The sequence below is a fragment of the Cupriavidus sp. JZ107 genome, assembly GCF_053903255.1.
The window spans coordinates 1,373,890-1,399,626 of record NZ_CP096480.1 but is presented as its reverse complement, the minus strand read 5'-3'; the positions used below and the strand labels follow the sequence as shown (position 1 = coordinate 1,399,626).

The window sequence follows — 25,737 nt, the reverse complement described above, 5'->3', positions numbered from 1 at the left end:
CCGTCGTCTGTCGATGAGAGGCGATGCCGTCAGCGGTGAAGGCTGCCGACAGGCTTTAGCGAGCGCTAGTGGCCGGCACGCTGCAGCAGGTGATAGCCAAACTGGCGGCGGGCCTCGCGCAATGCCATGCCGCTCAGCGCCGCGTCGAGAATCCGCTGTTCGACGTCGCGGGTCCGCAGCGCGCGCTCGATCACGCGCCGCGCGTGCGATTGCGGAATGACCACGACGCCGTCGCCATCGGCGAGGATGTAGTCGCCGGCGACCACGCGCACGTCGCCGAGGCTGACGGGCTGCCCGACCGCCGAGACCTGCACGCGATCCTTGCCGGTGCGCATGAAGCGTCCGCGGGCATAGAGCGGGTAGCCGGCGGCATCGGCTTGCGCGGTGTCGCGGCAGACGCCGTGGATCACGGTGCCGGCGACGCCGCGATGCGCGGCCAGCTGGCTCATGATGCCGCCCCACACCGTGCAGTCGAGCCGGCCGCCGTTGTCCAGCACGGCCACCGATCCGGCCGGGATGTCGTCGAGAAAGTCGCCGACGGTGCCGGGGGATGCCACATCCACCGGCACGAAACTGACGGTGAAGGCCGGGCCGAACAGCGCCGGCGCGCCGGCGATCGGCCGGATGCCCAGCGCGCTGCCGGGCAGCCGGAAATAATCCAGGGCGTCGGAAACCTCGGCGGTGGAGAGCTCGCGCACGGCCTGCAGCCAGTCGTCTCCGTGCTGCTGCCCGAATTTGTCCCTGTGCCCGTCCCGGGGCTGCATGGCGTTCATATCGATGTCCTCGTAAGCGTCAGGCGCAGTTTCAAGTAAAGTTGCAGCCGGATCAAACATCGATTAATGGACCCATATTCATAAAAAATGAACTTGCGCCAGCTCAGCTACTTCTGTGCCGTGGTCGATGCCGGCAGCGCCGTCGAGGCAGCCAATCGGCTGTTCGTGGCGCCGACGGCGATCAGCATGCAGATCTCGCAGCTAGAAGGCCGGCTCGGCGCGCCCGTGTTCGATCGCTCGACGCGGCCCATGTCGCTGACCGCGACGGGGCGCTTCCTCTATCCGCGCGCCAAGGACCTGCTGTCTCAGATGCGCCGGCTCGACGAGGAGGCGCGTGCGGTCGCCGCCGGCAATCTCGGCTGGCTGGGCATCGGCTTCACCCGCTCGGCGATCTTCTCGATCCTGCCTGCGGCGGTCCGCCGCTTCCGCAAGCGTTTTCCCGATGTCCATCTGGACCTGGTCGAGCAGTTGTCGGAGCACCAGAGCGCGTTGCTGCGGCGCGGGCGCATCGATGTGGGCATCTCGCGCTATATCGGCGGCTTCGAGCGGCCCGCGGATCTCGAGCACACGATCCTGTTCGAGGAACCCTTCGTCGCGGCGCTGCCGGCGACGTCGGCGCTGGCGCGGCGCAAGTCGCTGCGCGCGGCCGAGCTCGGCGCGATGGCGCTGATCCGCTATCCGAAGGATCCGCAGAGCGGCTTCGCGGACCTGATGCTGGCGGCGCTGCGCCGGGCCGCTTGCGATCCCCAGCCCGGCCACGAGGCGATCGAGATCCATACCGCGCTCGGGCTGGTCGCCGCTGGACTGGGCTTTACGCTGGTCGGCGCGTCGGTCGCCGAGGCGAACCGGCCCGACGTCGCCTTCGTGCCGATCGCGGATCTCGACGCCCATGCGACCGTGGTCGCGGTCACGCGGGCCGACGGGTCGACGCCGGCGGTGCAGGCCTTTGTCGCCGCGCTGAAGGAGGGCAGGGGCGGCGCGGACCGGCGCGTCCCGCGACGGAAGGTCCGCGTGCCATAGCGGGGCACCATGTCGCCGGCGATGACCTAACATGAGGACTTGTCCCGCCTGCGCTTCCCTTGTGCGGGCTCTCGACGGCAGGAGGTCGCCATGGCTCTCTTCGCAAAGGCTGCGATTGCGCAGGTTCGTGTCGCGACGGGCGCCGCACTGGCCCTGGCGATGCTGGCAGGGTGCGGAGGCGGTGGGGGCGACGATGGCGGGACCGCCATCCCGCAGCCCGAGGTCGCGACGGCCCGCGACGGCACGCTGCGCGCGACGCTGCGGCAGGCGCCGGCCACCATCACGGTGGCCGGCAAGACCTTCACCTCCAATGTCTTCAACGACACCTATGTGCCGCCGGTATTGAAGCTGCGGCGCGGCGAGCGGCTCGAGCTGACGCTGCGAAACCGCATCGGCAAGGCCGACGTGCAGATCGACGGCCCCGAGGAGACCAACCTCCACTATCACGGCATGTCGATCTCGCCGAAGGCGCCGGCCGACGACATCTTCCTGCATATCGCCAGCGGCGCGGACTACCAGTACAGCTGGCAGGTTCCGGCCACGCACCCGCAGGGCAGCCATTGGTATCACCCCCATCCGCATGGGCTGGTCGAGCCGCAGATACTGAGCGGCATGTCGGGCATGCTGGTGATCGACGGCGTGCTGGACCATTTCCCTGCCTTCGCACGGCTGCCGGAACGCTACTTCCTGCTCAAGGACATCCAGTTGCCCGGCGCCGACGACAGCGCGCCGCTGACCAAGACCATCAACGGCGTGCTGGGCGGCGTGCTGCGCATGCGGCCCGGCGAGATGCAGGTCTGGCACCTGGGCAATGTCGGCGCCGACGCCTACTTCCATGTCGCCATCGATGGCGTGCCGCTGTGGGAGCTGAGCCGCGACGGCAATCTGCGCGCGGGGCCAGAACGCAATGCGTCCCTGTTCCTGCCGCCCGGCGCGCGCTCGACCGCGATCATCCAGGCGCCCGACGTGCCGGGGCGTTATGCGATCCGCACGCTGGCGGTCGATACCGGCCCGCAGGGCGACCCCAATCCCGAGGTCCAGCTTGCCACGCTGATCGTCGAGGGGCCGCGGCATGAGAGCGCCTCGCTGCGCGCCGCGCTGGCAGACCCGGCGGTCGATGTCGATACGCTGACGCCGGCGCAGGTCGCCGCAATGCCGATCACGCGCCGCCGCACGGTGGTCTTCTCGGAATCCGCGGACGGCAATACGTTCTTCATTGACGGCAAGCAGTACGACCCGGCCCGCGACGATGTCACGGTCAACCTGGGCGATGTGGAAGAGTGGACCGTGCAGAACGTCAGCGGCGAGCGCCACGTCTTCCATATCCACCAGCTCGACTTCCTGGTGACCTCGATCAATCAGCAGGACGTTGACGAGACCGGCCTGCGCGATGTCATCGACCTGCCGTACCAGCAGAACGGCGTGCCGGGCGAGGTCAAGATCGTGATCCCGTTCACCAACCCGCTGATGGTCGGCCGCTTCGTGTTCCACTGCCATATCGTCGGACACGAGGACGGCGGCATGATGGCCAATGTCGTGGTGCTGGGGCCGGGACAGACCACTGCAGCGCCGGCCAGGATGCGCATGGTGACACCAGCAGGGTCAGCAAGATCGGCGAACGCGACTTTCCTTTCGCGCTGGCTGGGCACGCCCGCTCGGACGCGGACGCCGTGGGAGGAGGCGGTGTGCCGGTCGCCCCAGGCGAATGCGGCGGCGGGCGGCGTGGTGGCGCGGCTGCGCTGAGATCGGTGCGCGCATCCCACATGCGCTGACCGCGTATCGAAATCCGAAACGCTTCGTTTGTCATGGCGGCCTGTCGGGCTATCGTCGGGGCTACTCGATTCCCGATCCCCGATCCATCAAGCCATGACGCTTCCGATCCTGATTCAAGGGCTGCGACGCCTGCGCGCCCTGCGTGGCCTGGCGGCGCTCGCCATCGTCTGCGCTGCCGCGGCGGCATCCGGTGCCGCGCTGGCGCAGGCCGCCACCGACACCCTGCGCATGGGCTATCAGAAGTCCGCCAGCCTGCTGGTGCTGCTCAAATCGCAGCAGTCGCTCGAGCGCCGGCTGGCGCCACTCGGCACCACGGTCAAATGGGTGGAGTTTCCGGCCGGCCCGCAATTGCTGGAAGGGCTGAACGTGGGCGCCGTCGATGTCGGCTTCGTCGGTGAAGCGCCGCCGATCTTCGCGCAGGCGGCCGGCGCCGACTTCGTCTATATCGGCTTCGATCCCGCCGCGCCCGAGGCCGAGGCCATCGTCGTGCGCCGCGATTCGCCGCTGCGCTCCGTGGCCGATCTGAAAGGCAGGAAGGTCGCGTTGAACAAGGGATCGAACGTCCATTACCTGCTGGTCAAGGCGCTGGAGAAGGCGGGGCTGAAGATTAGCGATATCCAGCCGGTGTATCTGGCGCCGGCGGACGCGCGAGCGGCCTTCGAGCGTGGCGCCGTCGATGCCTGGGTCATCTGGGACCCGTTCCTGGCCGCCGCGGAAAAGCAGGTCGGCGCGCGCGTGCTGGCCGATGGCCGCGGCCTCGTCAACAACTACGCCTACTACCTTGCGGCGCGGCGCTTTGCCACGCAGAAGCCGCAGATCGTCGAGGCGCTGTTCGATCAGCTGTTGCGAGAGGGCCAGCGCCTGAAGGCCGATACCCGTGCCGCGGCGGCGCTGATCGCCCCGCAGCAGGGGCTCGACGTCGACGTCGTCGAACGCACGCTGAACCGCAGCGAGTTCGGTGTCGCGCCGCTGACCCCGGCCGTGGCCGCGCAACAGCAGCAGATCGCCGATACCTTCCATGCGCTGAAGCTGATCCCGAAGCCGATCCGCATCGCCGACGCGCTGCCCGCCAGGCGAGACGCCGTCGCACAGCGTGCGGCGAACGCCGGAGATGCCCGATGAAAGTCCTGTGGTTCCTGCCCACGCACGGCGACTCGCGCTACCTGGGCACCGCCCGGGGCGCGCGCGCCGCGACCTTCGACTACTTCAAGCAGGTGGCGATCGCCGCCGACAGCCTCGGCTACGAGGGCGTGCTGCTGCCAACCGGTCGCTCCTGCGAGGACTCGTGGATCCTGGCCTCGAGCCTGATCGATGCCACGCGGCGGCTCAAGTTCCTGGTGGCGCTGCGTCCGGGCCTGATGCAGCCCTCGCAGACCGCGCGCATGGCCGCGACGCTGGACCGCTTGTCGGGCGGGCGGTTGCTGGTCAACCTGGTCACCGGCGGCGATCCGGAAGAACTGGAGGGCGACGGCCTGTTCCTGTCGCATCGCGACCGCTATGCGCTGTCGCGGGAATTCCTGACGATCTGGCGCGAGATCCTGGCGCGCAGCCACGATGGCGAGGCCTTCGACTTTGCCGGCGAACATCTGCGCGTCGAGGGTGCGAAGGCGCTGTATCCGCCCATCAGCCGGCCCTATCCGCCGCTGTTCTTCGGCGGCTCGTCGCCCGAGGCGCACGATCTTGCCGCCGAGCAAGTCGATACCTATCTGACCTGGGGCGAGCCGCCCGAGGCGGTGGCGCACAAGATCGCCGACGTGCGGGCGCGCGCCGCCGCGGTCGGCCGCCAGCTGCGCTTTGGCATCCGGTTGCACGTGATCGTGCGTGAAACCGAGGACGAGGCCTGGCGCGCGGCCAGCGAACTGGTGTCGCATCTGGACGAGGAGATCGTCGCCGCGGCCCAGCGCAAGTTTGCCGCGATGGATTCGGTCGGGCAGCGCCGCATGGCGCAGTTGCATGGCGGCCGCTTCAACAAGCACGATGTCCGCCAGGGGCTGGAGATCGCACCGAACCTGTGGGCCGGCGTGGGGCTCGTGCGAGGCGGTGCCGGTACCGCGCTGGTGGGCAATCCCGAGCAGGTGGCCGCACGCATCCGGGAATACGCCCAGCTCGGTCTCGAGTACTTCATCCTGTCCGGCTACCCGCATCTCGAAGAGGCGCACCGTTTCGCCGAACTGGTGTTTCCGCTGCTGCCGCTGGCCCAACGCGAGGCCACCGAGCGCGTGCTGACAGGACCGTTCGGCGAGATCGTCGCCAATACCTTCGTGCCTTCGAGCGCCGCGCAGGCGGCCACGAAGGGGGGCACGCAGGGCGCCAATCTGTCCGCGAGCTGAACGCCATGTCGAATTCATCGAAAAGCGGTGCCGCGCTGGCGGCCGACTTCCATGCGGGCGCGCCCGCGCGCGCGCTGCTGCCCCAGGGTTGGGGGGCATCCGCGCTGCGGCGCGGCTTGCCGTGGCTGGTGCCGGCGCTGATCCTGCTGCTGTGGGAGCTGGCCTCGCGCAGCGGCTGGCTGTCGAGCCGCGTCCTTCCCGAGCCGCTGGCCGTCGTCGCTGCCTTCCGCACGCTGGCGCTGTCCGGCGAGCTGTGGCAGCACACCGCGGTCAGCGCGTGGCGCGCCCTGGCCGGGCTGGCGATCGGCGGCGGATTGGGGCTGTTGCTCGGGCTGCTGAACGGCACCTTCCGCAGCGCCGAGACGCTGCTCGATTCGAGCCTGCAGATGGTGCGCAATATTCCCGCGCTGGCGCTGATTCCGCTGGTGATCCTTTGGTTCGGCATCGACGAGGCCGCCAAGCTGTTCCTGGTGGCGATCGGCGTGTTCTTCCCGATCTATCTGAACACCTTCCATGGCATCCGCTCGGTCGACAAGGGCCTGATCGAGATGGCGCGCAGCTACGGGCTGTCCGGCTGGGCGCTGTACTGGCAGGTGATCCTGCCGGGTGCGCTGCCGTCGATCCTGGTCGGGCTGCGCTTCTCGCTGGGTCTGATGTGGGTGCTGCTGATCGTCGCCGAGACGATTTCCGCGCAGGCCGGCATCGGCTACCTGACGATGAACGCGCGCGAGTTCCTGCAGACCGACGTGGTGCTGGTCGGCATCCTGCTCTACGCGCTGCTGGGCAAGCTGGCCGACCTGCTGGCCAAGGGACTGGAGCGCTGGTGGCTGCGCTGGCATCCGGGCTATCAAGGCGCCGAACCGCCGAGCGCGACGAAGGCCTGAGCGCACTCGAGCCAACCACGAACGACCCTGCCGGAGTAGAGCCGATGCATGCCACGCAACAACACTTGCCGCTGCGGCGCGCGGGCCGTGAGGCCGGCGAGTCCGATCCGCCGGCCGCGCCTCGGACAGCGGACGATCGCGGCGACCGGACCCCCCGTCCGCGCGGCACCGAGGTCGCGATCAGCGCCGTGCACAAGGCCTACGGCGGCCGCACGGTGCTGCAGCAGATCGACCTGCGCATCGCGCCGGGCGAATTCGTCGCGATCGTCGGCCGCAGCGGCTGCGGCAAGAGCACGCTGCTGCGTCTGGTCGCCGGACTCGAAGGCCCCAGCGCGGGGCGCATCGCGCTCGATGGCCGGCCGCAGGACGGCCATGACGACGGCACCCGCATCATGTTCCAGGACGCGCGGCTGCTGCCGTGGAAGCGCGTGCTCGACAACATCGCGCTGGGCGCGCCGGGGCGGGAAGGCCGCGAACGCGCGCGCGAGGCGCTGGCCCAGGTCGGGCTGGCCGAGCGTGCCGACGACTGGCCCGCGGTGCTGTCCGGCGGCCAGCGCCAGCGCGTCGCGCTGGCGCGCGCGCTGGTGCATCGGCCGCGGCTGCTGCTGCTCGACGAGCCGCTTGGCGCGCTCGATGCGCTGACCCGTATCGAGATGCAGCAGCTGATCGAGCGCCTGTGGCTGGCGCACGGCTTCACCGCGCTGCTCGTCACGCACGATGTGGCAGAGGCCGTCGCGCTGGCCGACCGCGTGGTGCTGATTGAAGACCACCGCATCGCCTTCGACGAACGCGTGCCGTTGCCGCGCCCGCGCAGCCACGGCGCGCCGGCATTCGCCGCGATCGAGGAGCGCGTGCTGCGGCGGGTGCTGCGGCAGCCCGCGACCGAATCCCCTGACAACGACGCGCGGACCCGCGCATTGGCAACGCTCTGATGAACATCGTCGGCATTCTCGGCAGTCCCTCCACGCCTTCGCGTTCGGCCTACCTGCTGGAGCTCGCGCTCTCGCGGCTGGACGCCTTCACGTCCTCCTACCGCTCGATCCGGCCGCGCGACCTGCCGGCCCAGGCGCTGACGCAGGCGGACTTCGGCGATGCCCGCCTGCAGGAGGCGGTGCGCGCGGTCGGTGAATCGCAGCTGGTGATCGTCGCCACGCCGATCTACAAGGCCTCGTACAGCGGCGTGCTGAAGGCCTTCCTCGATCTGCTGCCGCAGGACGGCCTGCGCGACAAGACCGTGCTGCCGCTGGCCACCGGCGGCAGTCCCGCGCATCTGCTGGCGCTGGACTATGCGCTCAAGCCGGTGCTGTCGGCGCTCGGCGCGCGCGACATCCTCGACGGCATCTATGCGACCGACCAGCAGCTGCCATCGCGTCCCGAGGGCGGGTACACCGCGACGGGCGACATCGTCGAACGGCTCGACCGCTCGGTGCAGCGTGTCGCCGCGCGGGCGCGCGAACGGCAAGAGCGCGAGGCCGAACTGGCCCGTGCCGCGACGTCTTCGGCGATCAGCGAACCGTGGCCGGCCGAGCGCGTGCGCTGGTCCGTCTGACTTCGAATCAATCCGCTATTTCATCCAGGAACCCGTCATGACGATTCATGCCATCAACGTACGCAACCAGTTCCGCGGCAGGATCCGCGAAATCATCGAGGGACCGGTGGTGTCCGAGATCGATGTCGAAACCGCCGGCGGGCTGGTGGTCACCTCGGTCATCACGACCCGCTCGGTCAAGGAGCTCGAGCTCGCGGTCGGCAAGGAAGTGATCGCGCTGGTCAAGTCGACCGAAGTGTCGATCGCGACGCTATGACGCAAGGGAAGAGCGGCATGCAAGAGACGCGGCGACGGCTGTTGCTGACGGCGGCCGGCATTGCGGCATGGACGCTGGCCGGCACGGCACGCGCACAGACGGGCGGCAAGCCGGAAACGGTGCGGATCGGCTATCAGAAGTCGTCGACGCTGATGATCCTGCTGAAGTCGCGCGGCACGCTGGAGAAGGCGCTGGCACCGCTGGGCGCCTCGGTGTCGTGGCACGAATTCACCTCGGGCCTGCCGCTGCTCGAGGCGCTCAACGTCGGGGCATTGGACCTCAGTGCCGATGTCGCCGACGCGGTGCCCCCGTTTGCGCTCGCGGCGGGAGCGAAGCTGACCTACTACGCGATCGAGACGCCGTCGCCGACGGCGCAGGCAATCGTGGTGCCGCGCGACTCGTCGCTGACGTCCATCGCGCAATTGAAGGGCCACAAGGTCGCCTTCGCCAAGGGCGCCGGCGCGCACTACCTGCTGCTGGAGGCGCTGGCCCGCAATGGGCTGTCGATGCGCGATATCGAACCGGCGTATCTGACGCCGGCCGATGCGCGCGCCGCGTTCGAGCGCGGCAACGTGTCGGCCTGGGTCATCTGGGACCCGTTCCTCGCGGCCGCGCAGCGCCAGGCGCAGGCGCGCGTGCTGGCCGACGGCACCGGCCTGGCCAGCTATCGCCGCTTCTATCTGGCGGCAAGCGATTTCGCGCGCCGCCGCGCCGACGTGCTGGCCACCGTGTTCGATGCGCTCGCGCAGGCAGGAGAGTGGGTCAAGGCCAATCCGGCGGCGGCGGCCGAATGGCATGCACCGTTGATCGGCCTGGACGCGGCCACCGTCGAGATCGCCAACCGGCGCCGCAGCTACCGGCTGCAGGCGGTCGACGCGCCGGCGCTGGACGAGCAGCAGCGCATCGCCGATGCCTTCCACGCGCAGCAGATCATTCCGCGCAAGGTGGTAGTTGGCGCTTCGCCGGTGTGGCGGCGGCAGGCCTGAACAACGCTTGCACACCGGTGCAGATCGAGGGCTTGGCATTCGGACAACGGGTGTACTAACCTCGTTCTACGTTCCGGTGAACCGGGTTTACCCCCGGGCCGGAACGGCGCCATCGAAGGCGCGCACGCGGGGGCGCATGCCCTTGCCCTTTGTCATCCACTTCGCAATCCTCATGTGGCCATGCCCGGCAGGAATGATCCGCGCTGGCCAACACAGACTCGAACGATGACCGGCACCGTCCAGGTCCCGCGTCATCCTTCACGAGCGCGCATGGCGCAGCATGCCGATGCCGCCTTTGTCCGCGACCTGTCCTTGTAGTCGCGTGGGGACTTCCCCGGCAAGACGCTGGCTTCGGATGACCTGCGACGAAGAGGCGCGCTCGTGTCCGCATTGCGCGGCTTTGCGAGGCTTCACGCGGCTTCACGCTTAACGTATTCGCCCGGCAGGCCGCCCCTTTCCGCCTCTGTCCGATCCCGCCCAGCGTCGTGACCCTGTTGGCGCTTCCGTGTCCGCCTTCGCGACGGCAGCGGCGGCGCTCGTCTATTCGACGCCGAGGTAATCATGAGCAATGTTCCTCTTCGCATTCCCGGTGGCATCGGCCGATGCCTCGTGGCCGTTGGCACCGCGTCGGTGCCCTTGCTGCTGGCGGTCGCGCCGGCCCACGCGCAGACGCCTGCGGGGCCCGCGCCCACGCCCCATACGCAGGAAGCCAAGGACCCGACCAGCAACTTCACCGCTCGCTGGACGCGCGCCGATGCGCGCCAGATCATGGCGATGTCATCGCCCAACGTCAGCCCCGGGCAGAACTCGCTGCCGCTGCATCTGACGATGCCGGACATACCGGCCAATTTCCCGCAGACCAACGATCGCGTGTGGGTCTGGGACACCTGGCCGCTGACCGATGCGAGGGCCAACCAGTACAGCTACAAGGGCTGGGAAATCATCTTCTCGCTGACCGCCGATCGCAATGCGGGCTATACGTTCGACGACCGGCATATCCACGCGCGCATCGGCTACTTCTATCGCCGCGCCGGCATTCCGGCCTCCCGGCGGCCCGCGAACGGCGGCTGGATCTATGGCGGCCACCTGTTCCCGGACGGATCGAGCGTGCGGATATTCGGCGGTGTGCCGATGACCCACAACGCCGAATGGTCCGGCTCGACGCGGATCATGCCGGATGGCCGCATCGTCGTGTTCTATACCGCGACGTCGTTCAATCGGTCGAGCCCGTCTGGCGGCAACATCACGCCGCCGATCGCGATCATCGCAAAGGCGGAAGGGCGCGTGGAAGCGGATCACAATGGCGTGCGCCTGACCGGCTTCAATGACCATATGAAGCTGCTGGAGCCGGACGGCACCTGGTACCAGACCGGCCAGCAGAACGAGTTCTTCTCGTTCCGCGATCCCTTCACCTTCGAGGATCCGGCCAATCCCGGCGTCACCTTCATGGTCTTCGAAGGCAACACCGCCGGCCCGCGTGGCGCGCGCACCTGCACCGAGCAGGACCTGGGCTACGCACCGAACGACCCGCATCGGGAAGACCTGAACGCGGTGATGGATTCCGGCGCGGTGTTCCAGAAGGCCAACGTGGGACTGGCGGTGGCGATCAACCGGCAATTGAGCCAATGGGTGTTCCTGCCGCCGATCCTGTCGGCCAACTGCGTCAACGACCAGACCGAGCGGCCGCAGATCTATATCAAGGACGGCAAGTACTACCTGTTCACGATCAGCCATCGTTCGACCTATGCCGCCGGGGTCGACGGCCCCGACGGCGTCTATGGCTTCGTCGGCAACGGCGTGCGCAGCGACTACCAGCCGTTGAACAATGGCAGCGGACTGGTGCTCGGCAATCCCACCGACATGAACCGTCCGCGCGGCGAGCCGTTCGCGCTCGATCCGACGCAGAACCCGCGCACCTTCCAGTCGTATTCGCACTACGTGATGCCGGGCGGGCTGGTCGAGTCCTTCATCGATGCCATCGGCCCGCGGCGCGGCGGCTCGCTCGCGCCGACGGTGCGCATCGACATCCAGGGCGCCAACACGGCAGTCGATCGGAACTATGGCGTCAATGGCCTCGGCGGCTATGGCGACATCCCGGCCAACCGCGAGGCGTTGTTCAGCCTGCGCGGCGTGCTGATCGGCGATCTCGTGCGCCGGCTGTTCGATTGACGGAGGCGGCCATGCGAAGAATCGCTCGTTTGCCACGGATGCTGCCGGCCGCCGCGCCGCTGCTGGTGATACCGCTGGCGCTGGCGGGATGCGGAGGGGGTTCGCCGGACGAGGGTGCACGGCTGAGCGAGGCGGCGCAGCGCGCGCTGGCCGATGCTCCGCCGACCGCGCCGCCGGATACGGTATCGGCGGCAGAAAGCGTGGCCCAGGGCGCTGAGGGCGCGGCCGAAGGCGTGATCGAAGGCGAGGGTCCCGAAACGGCCGGCCCGCCGCCCGTCGCGCCCCATCCGACCCGCCTGATGATCCTGGAAGATGGACTGTACGCCCGTGACGCCGGCGACAACTGGAAGAAGTACGAGAACGGGAGCTGGGTGTCCGTGCACGCGCCGCAGCTGCCGCCGGGCATGCAGTAGCGTGCCGCCGGCCCGGGTCGGTCCTGTCAGCTCTTCAGCGCCTTCGGCTCCAGATGCCACAGCGTGCGGTCGCTGGTCGATACGGCGACCGCGCCGTGGGCCAGCGCGCTGCGGATGTCGTCCTGGTTGCAGACAAAGCCCGAGGTGACGATCGGCGGCAGCCCCTTGCGGTCCGCCTCGGGCAGATGTGCCAGCATCGGCGCCGGCATGATCTGCACGAGATTCGGGTCGCTTTGCTCCAGCGCCTTGACGCTGCGCGGCCAGGTCGAGCGGTCGGTCACGAAGACCTTCTGCATGGTCACCATGCCGGCGCGGTTGGCGCGCTGGATGGTGGCCACGCGGGTCGAGACCAGGCTCGCCACGCCGATGTCGGCCAGGTAGTCGACGCCGCCCTTGTCCTGCGACAGCCCTTCGCAGCTGTCGATATTGACGATGACGTATTTGCCGGCCTGCGTCAGCGTGGCGATCACCGGCTGCAGCTTGCGCAGCTCGACGTTGGCGACGATCGACACCTCGGCCGCACTGTCGACAAAGGCGCCGACCTGTTCGACCCCGTACAGCGTGGCAATGACGGGATGCCGCATCAGGCGTGCACCGAGGGATTTATCCATGGCGTCTATCGGGCTTCGTGGGAAAGGGCGTCGGTCAGGCCCAGCTTCCCGGGGTTCAGGATGTTGTGCGGATCGAGCGCGCGCTTGACGGCCTCGAGCAGCGGGAACGCGCTGCCCAGCGACGGCGCCATGTACGGAGCGCGCAGCAGGCCGATGCCGTGATGGTGGCTCAGCGCGGCATTGTATTGAATCAGCACCGCGTTGGCCGCATCCCAGGCGGCGCGATACCAGCGTTGCCGGTCCTTGACCGCCACGTCGCCGCGCAGCGAGAAGTACAGGCAGGCGCCGTCGACATAGGCGTGCGACTGATGCGCGGAGCCCGCCAGCGTGCCCGGCACCGCATTGATCGCGGCGACCACGTCGCGATAGATATCGGCCAGCGCGCTCCACGGCCCGCACATCTCCAGCGTGTCGGCGACGAAGCCCGGGCTGCGCTTGAAGCCCTCGGCGCTCTTGCCGGTCAGGTAGCGCGTATCGAGCCAGCGTTCGAAGATCGCGTCGCTGTCCAGCGGCTCGCCGAGCTCGCGGCACACGCGTTCGCTGATCGCCATCACTGCCTCGACCACCTCGGGCGCGCCTTCGTCGGCGACCAGCAGCACATTGGTGTCGGGCAGGCCGAACTGCACGCCGCTCTCCAGTTCGTCGTAGAGCCGTAGCGCGGCCGGATTGCCGCCTTGCTGCAGGATCTGCCGGCAGGCCTCCAGGCCGATCGCGAACGTCTTGAAGCCATAGGCAATGGCACGGCCGTGGTCCGGCAGCCGATGCAGCGTCAGCCGTACGCGGACGATCACGCCCAGCGTGCCCTCCGAGCCGATGAACAGCTGCTGCAGGTCCGGCCCGAGCGCCGCGCGCGAATAGCCGCCGACGGTGACGAGCCGACCGTCGGCCAGCACCACGTCCATGCCGAACACCATGTCCTCGATCTTGCCGTAGCGCGTCGACAGCTGGCCGGCGCCGCGGCACGCGACCCAGCCGCCGACGGTGCTGATGGCGTAGGACGACGGCCAGTGGCCCATCGTCATGCCGTATTCGCGCTGAATGGTCTGCTCGAAGATGTCGCCGAACATGCCGGCCTCGACCTCGACGATCTGGCTGTCCCGATCGAAACCGAGCAGCCGGTTCAGGCCGCAGACGTCCAGCACGATGCCGCCGCGCACCGGCAGCGCGGCGCCGGTGACATTGCTGCGGCCGGCGGACACCGTCACCGGGATGGCACGCTCGCTGGCGATGCGCATCACCGCCTGCACCTGCTCGACGGTGGACACGCGCACGATCGCCGCGCGCGGCGTGGCGGGCTTGCCGGCGGTCTCGGTCATCATCGAACCGGCCCACCAGTCGCGCGTCCACGCGACCACGCTGCCGGTATCGGTCAGCACCTCGTCGGCGGCCTGCCGCAGCGCCGCGAGCGCCGCGGCGTCGACCGTCACGGCTTCGCGCTGCAGCCCCGGCTCATCGGGCGTCTGCGCGATGGTGGCGGCGTAGCCTGGCGGCGTGTGCGCGCCCACCACGTAGTTGCCGCGGTTGTAGCCGCGCTTGATGGCTTCCTTGCTGATCATGCTGCATCTCCCATGAGTACGGATTTTTCGACGGCAATGGCGTCCAGGTAGTCCCCGACCTGCCGTGCCACGGCCCCCTCGGACAATCCGAGTTCGGCCTGCAGAAGCTGGCCCACGCGCGCGGCGGCACGCGCGGAGGCGTCGCGCGCCATCAGGCGGGCGCGCATGCGGCGCGACAGCACGTCGTCGACGGTCGCCGCGAGCTCGTGGCGGGCCGCGTAGACGACCTCGGCCTCGGTGTAGGGCAGGCCCTCGACGATTGGCCGCGCGAGGCGCGGATCGGCCTGCAGGAGGTCGCTGACGAAGCGCGCCTCGGTGCCGTAGCGCTCGCCGAGATGGGCGGACAGGCCGCCCGAGGCGACGATGGCCTGCGCGTCGTAGCCCGCCGCGCCCAGCAGCCAGGCCGATTTCGTGCGGCAGGCCGCGCGCTTGCCGATGACCTTCTGCGCCGCGTCGATCGTCTGCTCGGCCATATGGCGAGAGGTCGTCAGCTTGCCGCCGACCACGGTCACCAGCCCGTCGTCGGCGATGCGGATGTCGTGATCGCGGGGAATCTCCAGCGTCTTGCCGCCGGGCGGGGCCACCAGCGGGCGGCATCCCGCGATGCTGCCGACCACGTCCTCGGGCTGCAGGTCGGTCTTCAACGCCGAGCGTGCCCCCTCGAGCAGGAAATCGAGCTCGCTGCGCGTGCACAGCACGTTGTCGAGATCGCCCTCGTAGTCCTCGTCCGTGGTGCCGAGGTAAGAGACGTTGCCCCAGCGCGTGATGGTGGCGCGGCGATTGCGGCCCGGCACCGGGATCGTCACCGTGCAGTCGTTGCGGATCTTCAGCCAGGGGATCGCGACGTGCACGCCCTTGGCGGGCCGGATATGCAGCGTCTTCGCTTCGCCGGCCTTGCGCCCGGTCCAGTCGCGCAGCCAGACGCCGGTCGCCATCACCACCACGCCGGCGCGCACGCGGATCTCGCGTTCGCTGGCCTGGACGATCGCGCCGTCGACCTTGCCATGCCTGTCGCGCGTGATCTCGGCCACGCGGGCGTGGTTGACCACGGCGGCGCCATGGAAGGCCGCGGTGCGTGCGATATTGAGCGTCAGCCGGGCGTCGTCGACGCGCGCGTCGAAGTACATGAAGCCGCCGGTCAGGTATTGCTCGTTGAAGGTCGGGCAGTGCGACAGCACCTCGGCCTTGGTCAGCTTCTGGTGCAGGATGCCCTCGCGCCATCCGCCGGCCAGGTCGTAGGTCCACAGCAGGCTGTCGAAGGCCTTGGCCAGGCGTTTGTCGAACACCCCGTCCCGCTCCATCACCGGAAACAGGAACGGCAGCCGCTGCACGAGATGCCGTGCATTGCGGCGCAGCCGCTGGCGCTCCAGCAGCGAATGGCGGACCAGGCGGAGATTGCCGTGCTCGATATAGCGCAGGCCGCCGTGCACCATCTTCGACGACTTGGACGAGGTGCCCGAGGCGAAGTCGTCCTTCTCGACCAGGGCGACGCGGTAGCCGCGCAGCGCGGCGTCGAGCGCGGTGTACGCGCCGGTGACGCCGCCGCCGACCACCAGCACGTCGAACGGCTCGCCGTGCAGCCGGTCGAGCTGCTCCTGACGATCCAGCCGCAGGGGCTCGGTGCTGGCCATGGCGGCACGCGCGCGGCCGGCGCTTCGGGATGGCAGAACCATCATGCTGATTGCTTCTCCTTGTTGTTGGCGGGCGATGAAGCGGTGGCGCGGGCGTGGGCCTGCGCGTGGACATGGGCGACGGCATCGACGTGCTCCAGCTCCGATGCGACACGCGCATGCCACAGGGAACGGCGCTGCTCGCGCTCGTCGGTGCCGATCGCGGGCTCGAACACCGCGTCGGCGGCGGTGGTGGCGCGGGCCTGCCGCAGGTCGTCCCACAGCAGGCCGGACGAGCCGGCAAGGAAGGCGATGCCGCGCAGGCTGGCGCGGTCGGTCTCCTTCATGCGCAGGATCGGCAGGCCGGTCAGATCGGCCTGCATCTGCAGCAGCGCGTCGCTGCCGGACAAGCCGCCGCCGACCAGCAGGCTCGATACCTCGACGCCTGCCATGTCGCGGTTGGCCTCGATGCACGAGCTGACCGAATGGGCGATGCCGTCGAGGATCGCGTAGGCGATCTCGGCCTGCGTGGTCGCCATCGAGATGCCGTTCAGCGCCGCGCGCGCGGCCGGCTCCATGCGCGGCACGCGCAGGCCGGTCAAGGCGGGGATGAAGGTCACGCCGCCGGCAGAAGACACGCCGGCCGCCAGCGCGCTGATCTGGCGGGCGTCGTCGAACCAGTGCAGCTTGTCGCAGATCCAGTTCAGCGCCGAGCCGGTGGTGGCGACGAACGTCTCGACCGAGAAGTGCGACTGGCCGCCGTGGCGGCGCGCGGTCATCGTCAGCGTGCTGTCGGAGCGGCCCATCGCGGCGGGCAGCGTGGGGCCGACAATCAGGTCGACGAAGCTGCCGGTGCCGTGCAGGCACATCGATTGGCCGGCGTCCAGGCAGCCGAGACCGACCGCACCGGCCAGCTGGTCGCCGGCGCAGGCGAGGATCGGCACGTCGATGCCGAGCAGGTCGGCACGCGTGCGGCCGAAGTCGTCGGCGTCCTGCCGCAGCGCGGGCAGCAGCTCGGCGGGAAAGCCCAGCGCATCGAGCCAGTCGAGCCGATAGCGGTGCTCGGCAAGCACATAGGCGCTGCACGAGGTGGCGTTGGTCGGCGTCGTCACGACGGCGCGCTCGCTCGACAGATGCCAAAGCAGCCAGCTGTCGATCGTGCCGAAGGCGAGCCGCCGCGCGCGCCACGCATCCGCGACCGCCGGCGTCTCGCGCAGATGCCGCGCGGCCCACAGATAGGGCGAGCGCACGCCGGCCGGGCGGCCGACGGTGGGCCGCAGTTTCGCATCCCAGTCGGCGGCAAGGCGATCCAGTTCGGCGGCGTAGCGCGTGTCCTGCCACACCATCGCTGGCACCAGCGCGCGGCCGGTGACGGTATCCCACAGCACCGCGGTGGCGCGCTGCGTCGCGATGGCGATCGCCACCACGCGCAGTCCTTGACGATCGGCGTGGGCCAGCGTCGCGCGGCACACCGCCAGCGTCTTGTCGAGCAGCACGTTTGCATCCTGCTCGACCACGCCGGGGCGCGGCGAATCGACGTTCAGCGTCGTGTATTCGAGGCACGAGACATGGCCGTCCGCGCCGACCAGCGCGGCACGGGTGCCGGAGGTGCCTTCGTCGATGGCGAGAATGACGTCGGTGGTGCGGGTCATGGCCGGGACTTCTCGATGGCGGGATTCAGGAAGGGCGAGGCCGCATCCGCGTCGCCGCGGAACTGCGGGGCATCGGCCTCGTTGTCAGGATGGACGGCCGTGCGGGTCGGATCCCAACGGATCGCAAAGCAAATCACGCTGGCGATCAGCGGCACCACCGACAGGATCAGGAAGGTCTTCTCCAGCCCGTACTCGGCGCGGAACAGCGGGAAGACCAGCAGCCCCAGCGCGGCGCCGATCGCGCCGAGCGCGCCGATCACGCCGTTGGCGCCGGCGCGCAGCTCGCTGCGGAAGGACAGCGACGACAGGCTCTTGCCGTTGGCGCCCGGGCCGCCGGAATGGAACAGGATGAACAGCGACGGCACCACCACCGCGACCCACAGCGGCATCTTGCCGTTGAACAGGCCCAGCACCAGCAGCATGGCGAACACCGCGGCAAAGCCGAACGCGGAGGCGCGGCGCAGGCCCAGCTTGCGGCCGATCGTCGGCGACAGGAAGCCGCCGACGATGCCGCAGACGTTGAAGACGAGCGCGCCGATGGTCGCGTAGACGAAGTCCTTGCCGAACAGCGCGGCGCTGATCAGCGGCAGGTACCAGCCGATCGCGAAATACTGGATCGACTGGCCGATCTGCACGGTCGCAGCCAGGATCGTGCGCGGCAGATAGATGCCGCGGAAGATCAGCAGCACATTGGCCAGGCCGCGGCGGGCCTGGTTCAACACCGGAATGCGTTCGGCCGGCGGCGCAGCGGTGAAGGGCCGGCCATAGATGCGCGTCATGGCCTGCGCGGCGGCGTCGAGCCGTTCCTTGCGGGCGAGCCAGGTCGGGCTCTCGACCAGGAACAGCAGCTGCAGCACCAGGATCGCCACGCCGAAGATCGCGGTGGCCGCCACCGAGTAGCGCCAGATCGCGTCGCCGACCTGCCACGAGTGGAACAGCAGCGCCAGCAGCAGATTGGTGCAGACGGCCGTGTACCACATGCCTTGCCAGGTATTGAGCCGGCTCTTGAGCTTGACCGGCGTGAACTCGGCCAGCACGGCCATCGCGATGGCGAAGTCGATGCCGTAGGCGGCGCCGACAAAGAAGCGGCCGACCAGGATCACTTCAAAGGTCGGCGCGAATACGACCAGCACGGCGCCGACCACGGCCAGCACCTTGGCCAGCACCAGCGGGCGCACGCGGCCCCAGCGGTCGGCCATCCAGCCGCCGATCGGATTGAACGCGATCGCTACCCACGAGGCGAACGAGGTCAACAGCGCGACCTGTGCCGGGGCGAGCGCGAGATCGCGCGTCATCGGCCCCAGGCCGGCGCTCAATGCGGAATTGGAAAAGGCGTCGAGAAACAGTCCACCGAGTGCGAGCCACCAGATCAGGCCGGCTCTGCCCCGTATACCTGGACAGGAATCGATATAGGCGATGACATCGTCGATGCCACGAAGGCGGATGGCAGGCGCTTGCACGGCGGTCTCCTTTCATTGTTCTGTAAGAGGCCGCAGCAAACTGCACGCGCTAAGAGACCATCCTACAGATGGTCTCTTATCTGAATCTGCTCGGCCAATGTAGGCCGTCGGACTTGATCAGTCAAGCGGGAAAACCCTGCCGGCGCCATTTCGGGAACGGCGGGAAAGCCGGGATGTCGATCACGTATGCACGGCTCGGCGACGGCCGAGACGACACGTAGATGGAGGGCGACATGTCGCATCTGAACCCGGAACAACTGGCCGCGCTGCGCGGACGGCTGGACGCGCGCGAGCGGGAACTGCAGCCGCTCTATCAGCAGGGGCGCGACCGTCCATCCAGCAACCCGGCCAGGGAGCCGCAGGACCTCGTCGACACCGCCGAGGGCGTCAACGAGGAGCTCGACCGCGCCGCGTTGCAACAGCACTACCGCGGCGAACTGGACGACATCGCGCAGGCGCGCGAGCGCATGGATGCCGGCGAATACGGCGTCTGCCAGGACTGCGAGCAGGAGATTCCGTACGAGCGCCTGCTCGCCAATCCGACGGCAACTCGCTGTGCGCCGTGCCAGGAACGGCGCGAGCGCACGTTCGCCACGTAGGCCGCCGGCTCGCGCCTGCCCGTGCACGCGAGCGGGAGCGCAAGTGGACGGCTGCCACCGCTCAGGCCATCACTGCCATCGCTGGTAGGGCCTGTCGCGCCTGCAGTTCCGCGGGCTTGATCTCGCCGAACGGCGACAGCAGCGCGGGATCGAAGGCACGCGGTGCGACGCCTTTCGCCACGCGCATCGGCCAATCGGGATTGGCCAGCGCGCCGCGGCCCAGCGCGACCAGGTCGGCGCCATCGGCCAGCGCGTCTTGCGCTCGCGCCGGATCGTGCAGGCTGCCGTTGGCGATCACGGTCAGATGCGGCGCGGCAAGCCGCGCATGCTGGACCAGCGTGCGCGTGTCGCCGGGGAAGGCAGGCTGCCAGGCCTCGAACTCCGTCACGTGCAGGAAGTCGATGCCCGTCGCGGCCAGCGTGCCGAACACGATCGCCGCGCCCTCGGCTCCCTCGGCCCACTTGTGCGTGAAGTCATTGACCTTGCCTTGCGAAATGCGCACGCCGACAGGAAAGGCGTCGCCGACCGCGGCACGGACGGCGCGCGCGGTCTGCTCGGCGAGCCGGATGCGTTGGCCGATGGCGCCGCCCCAGGCATCGTTGCGCCGATTGGTGTAGTCGGTCAGGAACTGGTCGAGCAGATAGCCGTTGGCGCCGTGGATCTCGATACCGTCGAAGCCGGCGATGTCCCTCGCCAGCCGGGCCGCCTCGGCGAAGCCGTCAATCGCCGCGTCGATCTCGTGCGGCTCGATCGCGCGGGGTGTGCGATAGGGCCCGTTGCCGCGATAGACGCCCATCTGCTTGCCCTTTGGCGTGATGGCGGACGGGCCCACCGTCTCGTCGCGGAAGCGATTGGCCTGCGACAGCGCGCCCGCGTGCATCAGTTGCACGAAGATGCGGCCGCCGGCATCGTGCACGGCGTCGGTGACCGCGCGCCAGGCGCGCGCCTGTTCGATGTCGGTCAGGCCGGGCTGCCCGGCATAGCCCTGCGCATAGGCGCGGTCGGTGTAGGTGCCTTCGGTGACGATCAGCCCGAAGCCGCCGCGCGCGAAGCCCGCGTAGTAGTCGACCATCACCGGCGTGGGTACGCCCTCGGGCGTCGCGCTGATGCGCGTCATCGGCGCAACGACGAGGCGGTTGGGCAGGGCGATGCCGTTGATATCGAGCCGATCGAACAGCGTCGGCCGTGCCTGGGCGTTCATGCCGGCTCTCCTTCGGCCACGGCGATGGCCTCGATCTCGATCAGCGCCTCGGGCGAATACAGGCTGGAGATCTCGACGATGGTGTCGGCCGGGTAGGGCGCCGAAAACCATTTGCGGCGCAGCGCGACGATCTTGCCGAAGTTGTCCATCGACTTCAGGAAGATCGTGACCTTGGCCACGCGGTCCAGGCTCGAGCCCGCGGCTTCGAGCGCGCGTTGCAGGTTGCGGAAGGCCTGCTCGGCCTGCTTGTCGAAGTCGCCGCGGCCGACGATGTTGCCGTCGTCGCCGATGGCGGCCTGCCCCGAGATAAAGACCAGGTTGCCGACGCGGATGCCTTGCGACAGCAGGAACGGCGCGTACGGATCGGGGTTGGTGCGAACTTGTTCGAGCAGCATGGGGAGACTCCAGGGTAAAGTTGAGGGAATTTCATCCGTCAGGCGGCCATCGCAGTCACTATCGCGTTGTCCCGCGGAGGATGGTCCCAGTATCGTGATCCCATGCAGAGCCGACAAATGGTCAAATCTCAGGATATGGATGAGTTTGGCTCATCCGTGACGACATCATGCGGCGCCTGCCTCCACTGAGCGCGCTACGCGCCTTCGAGGCGGCCGCCAGGCGCATGAGCTTCAAGCGGGCGGCCGACGAATTGAACGTGACCGCGACGGCGATCAGCCACCAGATCCGTCTGCTGGAGCAATGGCTCGGGGTCAGGCTGTTCGAGCGCGAAACGCGCAAGGTCGGCCTGACCGCGAGCGGACGGCTGCTGTTTCCGGCGATCCGCGACGGGCTCGATGGCTTCGAGCGTGCCGTAGCGGCGGTACAGCGGCAGCGCGCGGCCAATATCGCCACGCTGTCGTCGACGGTGGCCTTCGTCGCCAAGCGGCTCGCGCCGCGCGCAGGGTCGTTTCGCGCCGCGCATCCGGACTGGACGCTGCGGCTCGATGCGTCGAACGCCGTCGTCGACCTCGATAGCGATGCCGACGTGGCGATCCGCTATGGCGGCGGCCACTATCCGGGGCTGACGGTCGAGCCGCTGTTCCAGGACCGCTTCGCGCCGGTCTGCAGCCCGCATCTGAAGCTGTCGTCGCTGGCCGAGCTGCGCGACGCCGAGCTGATCCATTTCGAATGGGGCGCCGGCGTGCGGCAGGACCCGCGCGCCGCGGTCTGGCCGCACTGGCTGGAACGCGCGGGCGCCGACGGGGTCGACGGGTCGTCGGGGCTGTCCTTCACCGACGAGATCCACGCGATCCAGGCCACCATCGCGGGGCAGGGCGTCGGCTTGCTGAGCCTGACGCTGGTCGCCGAAGAACTGGCCTCCGGCGTGCTGGTGCAGCCGTTCGAATTGTCGCTGCAGAGCTTCCGCTACGACCTGGTCTACAGCCCCCGCGCGGCAGAGCGGCCAGCCACTCGGCTGGTGCGCGACTGGGTTCACGCCGAGTTTGGCGCCGTACCGCCGGAAACGGCCTTGACGCCCGGCTAGAATGGCGCGCATGCAATCTGAGCACTCCTGACAAACGGGCAACCGACGATGACGAGTACAGCGACGCCGGTGTTCTGGCGCGATCCTTCCCTGTCGTTTATCGAGGCGCGTTGGATCGAGGACGGCCGCCGCATCCGCTACGGCGCGCATTCGCACGAGACCTTCTCGATCGGTGCGGTGACCGGCGGCCGCAGCGTCTACGTCAGTGGCCGCATGCGCGCCGGTGTCGGTGCCGGGGCCGTCGTGCTGATGAATCCCGAAGAGGTGCACGCCTGCAATCCGCTCGACGATGCGCCGTGGTCGTATCGGATGCTGCATGTCGACGCTGGCTGGCTGGGCGCGCTGCAGCACGATCTGGGCTTCGACCGCAACAGCGACTTCCAGGCGTTTTCGACGCGGGTCAGCGACGATGCCGCGCTGCATCGCGCGTTGGGCCGCTTCCATGCCTTGCTGACGGACGAGGGCATCGAGCCGATGCGCAAGGAGGAGGCTGCCATTGCGTTTTTTTCGGAGGTGCATCGGCGTCTTCTGCCAGCGCCGAGGCCGCGGTCTTCCGATACCGGTGAGAACGGAGCGCATCGGCACTGGCCGGTATATCGGCTGCGGCGCGCCGCCGAATATATCGACGCCAATTTCGCCCGGCCGCTGCGGCTTGGCGATATCTGCGCCGCCGCGCAGTTGTCGGAATCGCATCTGATCCGCGCCTTCAAGCAGCGCTATGGGTTGACGCCGCACGCCTATCTGGTCAATCGGCGCGTGCAATTCAGCCGCAGCCAGCTCAAGCGGGGGCGCGCGATTTCGGATGTCGCTCTGGAAGCGGGATTCGCCGATCAGGCCCACCTGCAACGGGTGTTCAAGCGAATGGTCGCCGCCACGCCGGCGCAATATCAGCGCATGCGCTGAGACCGGCTCGCGGCCGACGGGGCTTCAACGCTCGACCAGAAACAGGGCGCTGGCGACCAGCAGCAGCGCCATCGCGCGATTGAAGATGCGCACGCGGCGTGCATCGCGCAGATAACCGCGCAGGAACGCCCCGGCATAGGCCCAGCAGGCGATCGACAGATAGCAGACCACGAAATAGATCGCCGCGAAGCGCCACACCTGCACGCCGGCGCCATCGGCCGCGTAGACGCCGATGCCGGCCACCGACGCCAGCCAGGCCTTGGGATTGAGCCATTGCATCGCGGCGCCGTACAGGAACGACGGCCCCTTGCCGCCGCCGCTTGCCTCGATCGCTCCCTCGTCGGTAGCGAGTTTCCACGCCATGAACAGCAGGAAGGCGATGCCACCCCAGCGGATCGCCGTCGTCAGCGCGGGCCACTGCGTCAGCAGTCGATGCATGCCCAGGCCGACCAACAGCAGCAGCACGGAAAAACCGACGGTCGCGCCGGTGACATGACGCAGGCTCGCGCGCAGGCCGTGCTGCGCGCCGGCGCTGAGCGCCACGATATTGACCGGCCCGGGCGTGATCGAGGAGACCAGGGCAAAGGCGGCCATGGACAGCAGCAGGGGCAGAGAGGCCATCGTTGCGCTCCGGATTGGACGATGGCGCATGCTAGAAGCGGCCATGGGCCGCTGTATTGAACAAAACTGCTTCGGCAAAAAAACGGGCTTCCGAAGAAGCCCGCATCAGTTCCGGCGTGTGCCGGGGTGGAGATCGATCAGGCGGGTACCTGCGTGCCGGCTGCCGCCGCCTCCTCCTTCGAGAACAGCCGTCTGGATGTCGCCACATGCCCCGCCAGCACCGGCCGCAGCACCATCAGCGCCAGGAAGGCCGCGATCAGATCCATGGTGGCCACCGTGTACAGCACGGTAGACCAGGTACCGGTTGCCTCCATGATCAGGTTGCCGATCGGCACGAACAGCGCGCCGATGCCCTTGGCGGTATAGAGCACGCCGTAGATCTTGCCGATGTGCTTGGTGCCGAAGGCATCCCCGGCCAGCGCGGAGAACAGCGAGTAGACCTCGCCCCAGGCCAGGAACACGACGCCGGACAGGATCAGGAAGGCATACGGGTTGTGGCCGAAGTACCCCAGCGCGATGATGCCCATCCCCTCCAGCGAGAAGGCGATCACCATGGTTTTCTCGCGGCCGATATGGTCGGAGATCCAGCCGAACAGCGGACGCGAGATTCCGTTCATCACGCGGTCGAGCATCAGTGCCAGCGGCAGGGCGGCCATCACGAAGAAGTGCAGGTCGACCTGGAAGTCCTTGACGCCGAGGTCCTTGGCGATGACGCCCAGCTGTGCCACGGCCATCATGCCGCCGGTGACCACCAGCACGAACATCACCAGCATCAGCCAGAACAGCCTGGTGCAAAGCGCTTCCTTCAACGTGTAGTCGCGCGTGGCCTGCGCCAGCTTGTTCGATGCCTTGACCTCGGTTGCCTTCGGCGAGCGCAGGAACCAGGCGGCCGCGAACGCCAGCGTGCCTTGCAGCACGCCGAAGAACAGGAAGGTGTGCTGGAAGCCCGAGGACTCGATCATCGCCGCGATCGGCAGGATCGTGGCGGCCGAGCCGGCGCCGTAACCGCCCGCGGTCAGGCCGACCGCGAGACCGCGGCGGTCGGGGAACCACTTGATCGCGTTGTTGATGCAGGTCGCGTAGATCGAACCGACGCCAAGCCCGCCGACCGCGGCGCCGACGTAGAAGCCCATCAGCGTGGTGGCCTGCGAGTTGATGACCCACGAACTACCCATCAGCAAGGCGCCGAAGGCGACCATCATCCGCGGCCCGAACTTGTCGATGAAATAGCCCTCGATCGGCGCCAGCCAGGTCTGCACCAGCACGAACACCGTGAAGGCGATCTGGATATTGGCGCGCGACCAGCCGAAGGTTTCCTGGATTTCCGGGACGAACAGCGTCCAGGCGTATTGGATGTTGGCGGTGGCGACCATGCAGATGACGCCAACGATCAGCTGTGTCCAGCGCGTCTTTTCGGAGACCTGTGGATTGGGGCGGAATGCCGCCGTCGACGAATTATTCATGGCGCACTCCTTCAATCGTTTGATCCTGCCTGTCCGAATGTGCGGTACCGCACCTCGGCTGGGATATCGTCGCTAGCATTTCAATGTCTCCTGTGTCGTTGGCTTCTATGTCCGTTACACATCCGCTCCTGAAACAAAAAACCCTGCGCTATTGCGCTGCCGGCGGCGGCAGGCGCGATCGGAACTGAAGGATGGGGCGAAGCGGGCTTGCTTAAACTGATCTGGCGGCGATGGACGACCCGGTCGAATCGTTTTCCATGCATTCCTCCTGCCGTTGGTGTCCCTCTGTTGGGGTGCCGGTTGCCATCACGGACATCGCCCCGCTCGCATTGGGTGTGGCGATGGGTTACAAGGTATGTGATATATCAATTAAGTCAAGTGAAAGGGATGGCAGGGTTTTCACCAGCAGGGATTCATTCCGGAAATCA

24 protein-coding genes are annotated in these 25,737 nt (G+C 68.4%); 14 read left to right on the top strand and 10 right to left on the bottom strand.

Going from position 1 to position 25,737, the window contains the following annotated elements:
* Nucleotides 1-65 precede the first annotated feature (65 nt).
* Nucleotides 66-773: an RraA family protein gene (locus M1D55_RS06015; protein ID WP_456280377.1), complete on the bottom strand. Its 708-nt coding sequence runs from the start codon at nucleotides 771-773 to the stop codon at nucleotides 66-68.
* Nucleotides 774-860: 87 nt separating this feature from the next.
* Here M1D55_RS06015 and M1D55_RS06010 point away from each other — a divergent pair, with 87 nt between their 5' ends.
* The 11 genes from M1D55_RS06010 to M1D55_RS05960 all read left to right on the top strand — a co-directional run bounded on the left by M1D55_RS06010 (nucleotide 861) and on the right by M1D55_RS05960 (nucleotide 12,153).
* Complete coding sequence (locus M1D55_RS06010; RefSeq protein ID WP_006578449.1) at nucleotides 861-1,793, top strand: LysR family transcriptional regulator; 933 nt, start codon at nucleotides 861-863, stop codon at nucleotides 1,791-1,793.
* A 90-nt stretch (nucleotides 1,794-1,883) separates the two neighbouring features.
* Complete coding sequence (locus M1D55_RS06005; protein ID WP_456280376.1) at nucleotides 1,884-3,536, top strand: multicopper oxidase family protein; 1,653 nt, start codon at nucleotides 1,884-1,886, stop codon at nucleotides 3,534-3,536.
* A 123-nt stretch (nucleotides 3,537-3,659) separates the two neighbouring features.
* Nucleotides 3,660-4,688, top strand: a complete 1,029-nt coding sequence (locus M1D55_RS06000; RefSeq protein WP_456280375.1) for a sulfonate ABC transporter substrate-binding protein — start codon at nucleotides 3,660-3,662, stop codon at nucleotides 4,686-4,688.
* Nucleotides 4,685-5,896, top strand: a complete 1,212-nt coding sequence (gene ssuD, locus M1D55_RS05995; RefSeq protein ID WP_456280374.1) for an FMNH2-dependent alkanesulfonate monooxygenase — start codon at nucleotides 4,685-4,687, stop codon at nucleotides 5,894-5,896. Before M1D55_RS06000 ends, ssuD begins: the two co-directional genes overlap by 4 nt.
* Nucleotides 5,897-5,901: 5 nt before the next feature.
* Nucleotides 5,902-6,780 (top strand): aliphatic sulfonate ABC transporter permease SsuC, encoded by an 879-nt coding sequence (ssuC, locus tag M1D55_RS05990; protein ID WP_456280373.1) that lies wholly within the window; start codon nucleotides 5,902-5,904, stop codon nucleotides 6,778-6,780.
* 44 nt (nucleotides 6,781-6,824) lie between these two features.
* Complete coding sequence (locus tag M1D55_RS05985; RefSeq protein WP_456280372.1) at nucleotides 6,825-7,712, top strand: ATP-binding cassette domain-containing protein; 888 nt, start codon at nucleotides 6,825-6,827, stop codon at nucleotides 7,710-7,712.
* A complete protein-coding gene (gene ssuE / locus M1D55_RS05980) occupies nucleotides 7,712-8,329 on the top strand; it encodes an NADPH-dependent FMN reductase (protein WP_232204970.1) in 618 nt (205 codons plus the stop codon). The genes M1D55_RS05985 and ssuE overlap by 1 nt, the downstream gene beginning before the upstream one ends.
* A gap of 37 nt (nucleotides 8,330-8,366) precedes the next feature.
* Nucleotides 8,367-8,585, top strand: coding sequence for a TOBE domain-containing protein (locus M1D55_RS05975; protein ID WP_006577405.1), 219 nt, complete (start codon nucleotides 8,367-8,369; stop codon nucleotides 8,583-8,585).
* 17 nt (nucleotides 8,586-8,602) lie between these two features.
* Nucleotides 8,603-9,571, top strand: coding sequence for an aliphatic sulfonate ABC transporter substrate-binding protein (locus tag M1D55_RS05970; protein WP_232204971.1), 969 nt, complete (start codon nucleotides 8,603-8,605; stop codon nucleotides 9,569-9,571).
* Between the two features lie 561 nt (nucleotides 9,572-10,132).
* Nucleotides 10,133-11,740 carry a glycoside hydrolase family 68 protein gene (locus M1D55_RS05965; RefSeq protein WP_083492541.1) on the top strand — a complete coding sequence of 536 codons (1,608 nt, stop codon included), beginning with the start codon at nucleotides 10,133-10,135 and terminating at the stop codon, nucleotides 11,738-11,740.
* Nucleotides 11,741-11,751: 11 nt separating this feature from the next.
* The gene (locus M1D55_RS05960; protein WP_456280371.1) at nucleotides 11,752-12,153 is read left to right on the top strand and encodes a hypothetical protein; all 402 of its coding nucleotides are present in this window, start codon (nucleotides 11,752-11,754) and stop codon (nucleotides 12,151-12,153) included.
* Nucleotides 12,154-12,179: 26 nt separating this feature from the next.
* Here the strand turns inward: M1D55_RS05960 and M1D55_RS05955 are convergent, their stop codons facing one another.
* From M1D55_RS05955 to M1D55_RS05935, 5 genes are read right to left on the bottom strand one after another with little or no spacing between them, the layout of a single operon-like run.
* Nucleotides 12,180-12,764 (bottom strand): glycerol-3-phosphate responsive antiterminator, encoded by a 585-nt coding sequence (locus tag M1D55_RS05955; protein WP_023263759.1) that lies wholly within the window; start codon nucleotides 12,762-12,764, stop codon nucleotides 12,180-12,182.
* Between the two features lie 5 nt (nucleotides 12,765-12,769).
* Complete coding sequence (locus tag M1D55_RS05950) at nucleotides 12,770-14,320, bottom strand: FAD-binding oxidoreductase (RefSeq protein WP_006577411.1); 1,551 nt, start codon at nucleotides 14,318-14,320, stop codon at nucleotides 12,770-12,772.
* Nucleotides 14,317-15,996: a glycerol-3-phosphate dehydrogenase/oxidase gene (locus tag M1D55_RS05945; protein WP_023263760.1), complete on the bottom strand. Its 1,680-nt coding sequence runs from the start codon at nucleotides 15,994-15,996 to the stop codon at nucleotides 14,317-14,319. Before M1D55_RS05945 ends, M1D55_RS05950 begins: the two co-directional genes overlap by 4 nt.
* Complete coding sequence (locus tag M1D55_RS05940; protein WP_456280370.1) at nucleotides 15,993-17,582, bottom strand: FGGY family carbohydrate kinase; 1,590 nt, start codon at nucleotides 17,580-17,582, stop codon at nucleotides 15,993-15,995. Before M1D55_RS05940 ends, M1D55_RS05945 begins: the two co-directional genes overlap by 4 nt.
* The gene (locus tag M1D55_RS05935; protein WP_006576596.1) at nucleotides 17,579-19,042 is read right to left on the bottom strand and encodes an MFS transporter; all 1,464 of its coding nucleotides are present in this window, start codon (nucleotides 19,040-19,042) and stop codon (nucleotides 17,579-17,581) included. The genes M1D55_RS05940 and M1D55_RS05935 overlap by 4 nt, the downstream gene beginning before the upstream one ends.
* A 233-nt stretch (nucleotides 19,043-19,275) precedes the next feature.
* Here M1D55_RS05935 and M1D55_RS05930 point away from each other — a divergent pair, with 233 nt between their 5' ends.
* Nucleotides 19,276-19,641, top strand: a complete 366-nt coding sequence (locus M1D55_RS05930) for a TraR/DksA family transcriptional regulator (protein WP_043441772.1) — start codon at nucleotides 19,276-19,278, stop codon at nucleotides 19,639-19,641.
* A 61-nt stretch (nucleotides 19,642-19,702) separates the two neighbouring features.
* On the opposite strand, the gene M1D55_RS05925 is transcribed toward M1D55_RS05930, so the two are convergent.
* Together M1D55_RS05925 and M1D55_RS05920 are read right to left on the bottom strand one after the other, a co-directional pair.
* Nucleotides 19,703-20,842: an oxidoreductase gene (locus M1D55_RS05925; RefSeq protein WP_456280369.1), complete on the bottom strand. Its 1,140-nt coding sequence runs from the start codon at nucleotides 20,840-20,842 to the stop codon at nucleotides 19,703-19,705.
* A complete protein-coding gene (locus M1D55_RS05920) occupies nucleotides 20,839-21,237 on the bottom strand; it encodes a RidA family protein (protein WP_006576593.1) in 399 nt (132 codons plus the stop codon). The genes M1D55_RS05925 and M1D55_RS05920 overlap by 4 nt, the downstream gene beginning before the upstream one ends.
* A gap of 167 nt (nucleotides 21,238-21,404) precedes the next feature.
* Here M1D55_RS05920 and M1D55_RS05915 point away from each other — a divergent pair, with 167 nt between their 5' ends.
* Together M1D55_RS05915 and M1D55_RS05910 are read left to right on the top strand one after the other, a co-directional pair.
* Nucleotides 21,405-22,322, top strand: a complete 918-nt coding sequence (locus tag M1D55_RS05915) for a LysR substrate-binding domain-containing protein (RefSeq protein WP_456280368.1) — start codon at nucleotides 21,405-21,407, stop codon at nucleotides 22,320-22,322.
* Nucleotides 22,323-22,370: 48 nt separating this feature from the next.
* Nucleotides 22,371-23,225 carry a helix-turn-helix domain-containing protein gene (locus M1D55_RS05910; protein ID WP_456280367.1) on the top strand — a complete coding sequence of 285 codons (855 nt, stop codon included), beginning with the start codon at nucleotides 22,371-22,373 and terminating at the stop codon, nucleotides 23,223-23,225.
* Between the two features lie 24 nt (nucleotides 23,226-23,249).
* Here the strand turns inward: M1D55_RS05910 and M1D55_RS05905 are convergent, their stop codons facing one another.
* Together M1D55_RS05905 and oxlT are read right to left on the bottom strand one after the other, a co-directional pair.
* On the bottom strand, nucleotides 23,250-23,837 hold the full coding sequence (locus M1D55_RS05905) for a LysE family translocator (RefSeq protein ID WP_456281314.1): 588 nt from the start codon (nucleotides 23,835-23,837) through the stop codon (nucleotides 23,250-23,252).
* Nucleotides 23,838-23,983: 146 nt separating this feature from the next.
* Entirely contained in the window at nucleotides 23,984-25,309 is a 1,326-nt protein-coding gene (oxlT, locus tag M1D55_RS05900) for an oxalate/formate MFS antiporter (protein ID WP_006576590.1), read from the bottom strand.
* Nucleotides 25,310-25,737: the final 428 nt, after the last annotated feature.

Bases quoted from the DNA above. Each gene is read 5' to 3' on its own strand.
- M1D55_RS05945 (WP_023263760.1), bottom strand. From the start codon at position 15,996: ATGATGGTTCTGCCATCCCGAAGCGCCGGCCGCGCGCGTGCCGCCATG.
- M1D55_RS05970 (WP_232204971.1), top strand. From the start codon at position 8,603: ATGCAAGAGACGCGGCGACGGCTGTTGCTGACGGCGGCCGGCATTGCG.
- M1D55_RS05955 (WP_023263759.1), bottom strand. From the start codon at position 12,764: ATGGATAAATCCCTCGGTGCACGCCTGATGCGGCATCCCGTCATTGCC.
- M1D55_RS06000 (WP_456280375.1), top strand. From the start codon at position 3,660: ATGACGCTTCCGATCCTGATTCAAGGGCTGCGACGCCTGCGCGCCCTG.
- M1D55_RS05930 (WP_043441772.1), top strand. From the start codon at position 19,276: ATGTCGCATCTGAACCCGGAACAACTGGCCGCGCTGCGCGGACGGCTG.
- M1D55_RS05975 (WP_006577405.1), top strand. From the start codon at position 8,367: ATGACGATTCATGCCATCAACGTACGCAACCAGTTCCGCGGCAGGATC.
- M1D55_RS05960 (WP_456280371.1), top strand. From the start codon at position 11,752: ATGCGAAGAATCGCTCGTTTGCCACGGATGCTGCCGGCCGCCGCGCCG.
- M1D55_RS05925 (WP_456280369.1), bottom strand. From the start codon at position 20,842: ATGAACGCCCAGGCACGGCCGACGCTGTTCGATCGGCTCGATATCAAC.
- M1D55_RS05965 (WP_083492541.1), top strand. From the start codon at position 10,133: ATGAGCAATGTTCCTCTTCGCATTCCCGGTGGCATCGGCCGATGCCTC.
- oxlT (WP_006576590.1), bottom strand. From the start codon at position 25,309: ATGAATAATTCGTCGACGGCGGCATTCCGCCCCAATCCACAGGTCTCC.
- M1D55_RS05915 (WP_456280368.1), top strand. From the start codon at position 21,405: ATGCGGCGCCTGCCTCCACTGAGCGCGCTACGCGCCTTCGAGGCGGCC.
- M1D55_RS06015 (WP_456280377.1), bottom strand. From the start codon at position 773: ATGAACGCCATGCAGCCCCGGGACGGGCACAGGGACAAATTCGGGCAG.
- ssuE (WP_232204970.1), top strand. From the start codon at position 7,712: ATGAACATCGTCGGCATTCTCGGCAGTCCCTCCACGCCTTCGCGTTCG.
- M1D55_RS05985 (WP_456280372.1), top strand. From the start codon at position 6,825: ATGCATGCCACGCAACAACACTTGCCGCTGCGGCGCGCGGGCCGTGAG.
- M1D55_RS05920 (WP_006576593.1), bottom strand. From the start codon at position 21,237: ATGCTGCTCGAACAAGTTCGCACCAACCCCGATCCGTACGCGCCGTTC.
- ssuD (WP_456280374.1), top strand. From the start codon at position 4,685: ATGAAAGTCCTGTGGTTCCTGCCCACGCACGGCGACTCGCGCTACCTG.
- M1D55_RS05950 (WP_006577411.1), bottom strand. From the start codon at position 14,320: ATGATCAGCAAGGAAGCCATCAAGCGCGGCTACAACCGCGGCAACTAC.
- M1D55_RS06005 (WP_456280376.1), top strand. From the start codon at position 1,884: ATGGCTCTCTTCGCAAAGGCTGCGATTGCGCAGGTTCGTGTCGCGACG.
- M1D55_RS06010 (WP_006578449.1), top strand. From the start codon at position 861: ATGAACTTGCGCCAGCTCAGCTACTTCTGTGCCGTGGTCGATGCCGGC.
- M1D55_RS05940 (WP_456280370.1), bottom strand. From the start codon at position 17,582: ATGACCCGCACCACCGACGTCATTCTCGCCATCGACGAAGGCACCTCC.
- M1D55_RS05910 (WP_456280367.1), top strand. From the start codon at position 22,371: ATGACGAGTACAGCGACGCCGGTGTTCTGGCGCGATCCTTCCCTGTCG.
- ssuC (WP_456280373.1), top strand. From the start codon at position 5,902: ATGTCGAATTCATCGAAAAGCGGTGCCGCGCTGGCGGCCGACTTCCAT.